The organism is Cupriavidus sp. R6-3, assembly GCF_059772245.1.
Map to the genome: position 1 here is coordinate 1 of NZ_JCBAJO010000322.1, position 4,120 is coordinate 4,120.

Below are 4,120 nucleotides of genomic sequence, written 5' to 3' on the forward strand. Positions count from 1 at the left end.
AGCGCCCGCCATTCGACCGCGCCGTGCTCGACGATGAAGCCGAAGGCGATGGTGATCATCGCCAGGCCGGGCCCCTTGACGCGCAGCGCCGGCAGCGCGAGCAGGGCGCCGGCCAACGCGGCAATGGCGGTGCCCGCCAGCCAGGCGGGCCAGAAGCTCCAGCCGGCCTGGCCGGTCAGGATCGCGACACTGTAGGCGCCGATCGCGTAGAAGCCGACATGGCCGAACGAGATCTGCCCGGTCAGGCCGATCAGCAGGTTCAGGCCGACGCCGCAGATCGCGAGCATGGCGACGCCCGCGATCACGAAGACGAAGTAGCCATTCAGCAGCAGGGCCGCGGCCGCGGCGCCCAGCAGCGCCAGGGGGAAGGCCGAAATCTGCAGCGGCGTGCCGATGCCGGCGACGAGGGGAGGACGCGCGCTCATACCTTGCGTACCCCCGCGCGGCCGAACAGTCCCGCCGGGCGCAGCGCCAGCAGCGCGATCACCAGCGCGAACGTGATGATCTGCGTATAGCTCGAGCCCAGCGCGGCCGTGATCGCGGCCTCCACCACGCCGAAGATCAGGCCCGCGATCATCACGCCCCAGGCGCTGGACAGGCCGCCGAGGATCGCCACCGCGAACGCCTTCAGCCCGAACACCGTGCCCATGTCCGACTGCACGTTGAACAGCGGGGCGATCAGCACGCCGGCGACGCCGGCGAGCAGCGTCGATACCGCAAACGCGGCGGCGACGGTGCGGCGGATCGGAATGGCCATCAGCCGCGCGGCATCGCGGTTCTGCACCACCGCCAGCATCGCCAGGCCCCAGCGCGAATGGCGCAGCACGTAGTGCAGCACGCCCGCCAGCGCGAGGCCGACCAGCGGGATCAGCAACTGCAGCGGATAGACGCCCAGCCCGTCGGCGAGCTGCAGCGACGACGCTGCCAGCGGCGAGGGCAGGCTGCGCGGCTCGGTGCCGAAGGTCAGCGTGACGACGTTATCGAGCACGATCCCGAGTGCCACCGTCGCCATCAGCCAGGCATCGGAGCCGCGGCTGGCGAACGGGCGTACCGCGACGAACTCGACGGCCAGCCCGTACAGCGCGCACAGCGCCAGCGCGAGCAGAACGGACGGGGCCATCGGCCAACCGAGCGTCTGCGCGAAGGTGTAGGTCAGCACGGCGCCGAGCATCATCGAGCTGCCCTGCGCGAAGTTGACGGTGGCGCTGACCACATAGGTCAGATGAAAGCCCAGCGCCATCAGCCCGTACATGCTTCCGAGGCCAAGACCGCTGATCAGGGCGGAGATCCATAACATGAGGCGTTCCTTACTTCGACGCGACCTGCTTGTCGGCGACCGGCACGATGCGGTTGTCGATGAACTGCGCCCAGACGTAGTCGTTCTCGGTGAGCGCGTCGTGCACCTGCGGCGAGAAGGGCTTCACGTAGGTCTTGATCAGCCCTTCATGGCGGTCGATGGCGTAGAAGCCCTGGCGTACCGCATCGCCCCTGGTCGAGCCGGCGCGCTGGATCGCCAGCGCGGCCAGATGCGTGGCGTCATAGGCGTTGGCCACGCCGACCGCCGGCGTGATGTCGTCCGGTCCCTTGATGTCGCTGTACCTGGCCTTCAGCGCGTTGACGACGCGCGTGCCGACCGGCGACGGCGCGCCGAAGAAGCTGTAGGTCTGCACGAAGTGGACGTTGCGCGCGTTCGGGCCGGCCAGCTCGGTGAAGCGCCCGCCGGCCGGGCCCCAGTGCGACACCACCGGTACCTTCCAGCCCATGCGGTCCAGCGATTTGACGACCTGGGCCGAAGGGCCGACGTTGCCGACCATCAGCAGCACATCGGCGCCCGCGGCCTTCAGGCGGCCAAGCTGCGGCACCACGTCGACATCGTTCGCCTCGAACTTCTCGATGCCGGCGGCCTTCATGCCCTTGGCCGTCAGCGCGGCGACGATGCCCTTCTCGTTGGATTCGCCCCACGGGTTGTTGACCAGGATCAGTCCCGGTTTGGTCGCGCCAAAGGTCTTCTGCGCGTACTGCAGCATCGCCTTGTCGACCAGCTCGTCGACCGCGGACACGCGGAACACGAAGTTGGGATTGGCGCCATTGCGGGTGATCGGCGTGCCGGCCGCCCACGGTCCCATGAACGGCACCTTTTCCTGGTTGGCGATGGGCACGATCGCCATCGACACCGGCGTGTCGAGGCCGCCGAACAGCACCGCGATCTTCTCCTTGTAGATCAGCTCGCGCGCGGCGAGCACGCCCTTGGCGGGATTGCTTTCGTCGTCGCGGCGGACCAGCTCGAGCTTGCGGCCGTTCAGCACGCCGCCCCTGGCATTGATCTCCTCGATCGCGATGGTCATGCCGCGCGTCAGCGCTTCGCCGGCGCGCGCGGACTGTCCCGTCATGGCGGTGATCAGGCCGATCTTGACGGGTTCGGCCGCCAGTGCCGGCACGGCGGGCAACGCGCAGGCAGCGGCGACGGCAAGCATCAGCGCGCGGCGGCGCGGTTCGGGACGGTGGCGGGACATGGCAGTTCTCCGGATCGGTGCAACGGGAAGGGAAAGATGTCGTGGAATCGACGGACCGCCGATCCGTTCGCAAGAGCCATGCCACAGGTCGACATCGGACCGCCATGCCTTGCGGACGAAGGCGTAGCGGATCGCATACGATCTGGCCTGCATCTTGCGAACGATTCGGGTATCGATATGAATGCGATCGAAGGCGGTGCATGCCGCACGGACGCGGTGCGGGATGTGCGGGAACGGGGCCATGGCGGTGCAGGGCACGCGGCGGTCACGCTCCGATCCTGCCCGATGCCGCTCCGATGCCGCTCCGATGCCGCGATCGCCAAATGACGAAGGGCACAGGGCAATGACCCACAATCCGAATTCGAATCCGATTCCGCTTCCGCTTCCACCACGGGCGGCAGGGGAGGGCGCACGCGACCGCCACGCTGCCACTGCCGCATTCGGCCCGCTGCGCACGCACGGGCGCTTCCCCTATCGGCCCATCACCGATGTCGACGATTTCCATTGGCCGGGTGGCGCGCGGCTCGCCGTCTATCTCGGCTTCAATATCGAGCACTTCGCCTTCGGCGAGGGACTGGGCGCGAATATCGGGCCCGCGTCGCCGCAGCCCGACGTGCTGAACTACAGCTGGCGCGAATACGGCAACCGGGTCGGCGTCTGGCGTTGCCTGGATCTGTTCGACGCGCTGCGCATGCCCGCCGGCGTGCTGCTCAATACCGCGCTGTACGACCATTGTCCCGAGGTGCCGGACGCCTTTCTCGCGCGCGGCGACGAACTGATCGGGCATGGGCATACGAATGCGGTGCGCCAGAGCGATCTGGACGAAGCCGGCGAGCGCGCGCTGCTGCGCCATTGCCGCGAACGCATCGCCGCCCATGCCGGCAAGCCGCCCACCGGCTGGCTGTCGCCATGGATCTCGGAGAGCGCGCTGACGCCGGACCTGCTGTGCGAGACCGGCTATCGCTATACGCTGAACTGGTGCCACGACGATCGTCCGGTGCGAATGGCGACGCGCGGCGGGCCGCTATGGTCGATTCCGTATCCGCAGGAACTGAACGACATTCCGATGATCGTCGGCCGGCAGATGGACGGCGCCGCGTTCGCCGACATGATCGTCGACCATTTCGACGAGATGCTGGCGCAGGCCAACCACGCCACGCGCCCGCAGCCACTGGTGATGGGCATCGCGCTGCATCCCTATCTGGTCGGGCAGCCGCACCGGCTGCGCCATCTGCGCAGGGCACTGGAGCATATCGCCCGGCGCCGCGATACCGGCGAGATCTGGATGACGACACCCGGGGCGATCTGCGAGGCGATGGAGGACGCGGTGGAGGACGCGGTGGAGGACGCGGTAGAGGATGCGGTGGAGGATGCGGTGGGCGGGGCTCCCATTGCGCCGCGTGGTATGACCGCTACCATGGCCGGCACGCGCTAACATCATGACCCTTCATTCGTTGACCGAATTCATGTCCGCCAACGTCGACAAAGCCGCCGCCAGGACGACAGCGAGATCCGATACCAAGGCTTCCGCCAGGGCTGCCGCAAAAGCCGCCGCAAAAACCGCCGCAAAAACCGCCGGCAAGGCGGCCCCCAAGTCCGCCGCCAGC

The 4,120-nt window shown here is 68.2% G+C and carries 4 protein-coding genes; 1 reads left to right on the forward strand and 3 read right to left on the reverse strand.

Annotated elements, in window-relative coordinates:
- From AC6EI8_RS24790 to AC6EI8_RS24800, 3 genes are all read right to left on the reverse strand, one after another.
- Positions 1-425 (reverse strand): ABC transporter permease subunit (locus tag AC6EI8_RS24790; protein WP_498383164.1); only part of this gene is annotated, 425 nt, incomplete at its 3' end.
- A complete protein-coding gene (locus AC6EI8_RS24795; protein ID WP_498383165.1) occupies positions 422-1,297 on the reverse strand; it encodes a branched-chain amino acid ABC transporter permease in 876 nt (291 codons plus the stop codon). The genes AC6EI8_RS24795 and AC6EI8_RS24790, both read right to left, overlap by 4 nt.
- Before the next feature lie 10 nt (positions 1,298-1,307).
- Positions 1,308-2,474, reverse strand: coding sequence for an ABC transporter substrate-binding protein (locus AC6EI8_RS24800; protein WP_498383167.1), 1,167 nt, complete (start codon positions 2,472-2,474; stop codon positions 1,308-1,310).
- Between the two features lie 382 nt (positions 2,475-2,856).
- On the opposite strand from AC6EI8_RS24800, the gene AC6EI8_RS24805 reads away from it, so the two are divergent.
- Positions 2,857-3,948 (forward strand): polysaccharide deacetylase family protein, encoded by a 1,092-nt coding sequence (locus AC6EI8_RS24805; RefSeq protein ID WP_498383166.1) that lies wholly within the window; start codon positions 2,857-2,859, stop codon positions 3,946-3,948.
- Positions 3,949-4,120: the final 172 nt, after the last annotated feature.

Excerpts from the sequence above, each read along its gene's own strand:
- AC6EI8_RS24800 (WP_498383167.1), bottom strand. The coding sequence starts at position 2,474 with ATGCTTGCCGTCGCCGCTGCCTGCGCGTTGCCCGCCGTGCCGGCACTG.
- AC6EI8_RS24805 (WP_498383166.1), top strand. The coding sequence starts at position 2,857 with ATGACCCACAATCCGAATTCGAATCCGATTCCGCTTCCGCTTCCACCA.
- AC6EI8_RS24795 (WP_498383165.1), bottom strand. The coding sequence starts at position 1,297 with ATGTTATGGATCTCCGCCCTGATCAGCGGTCTTGGCCTCGGAAGCATG.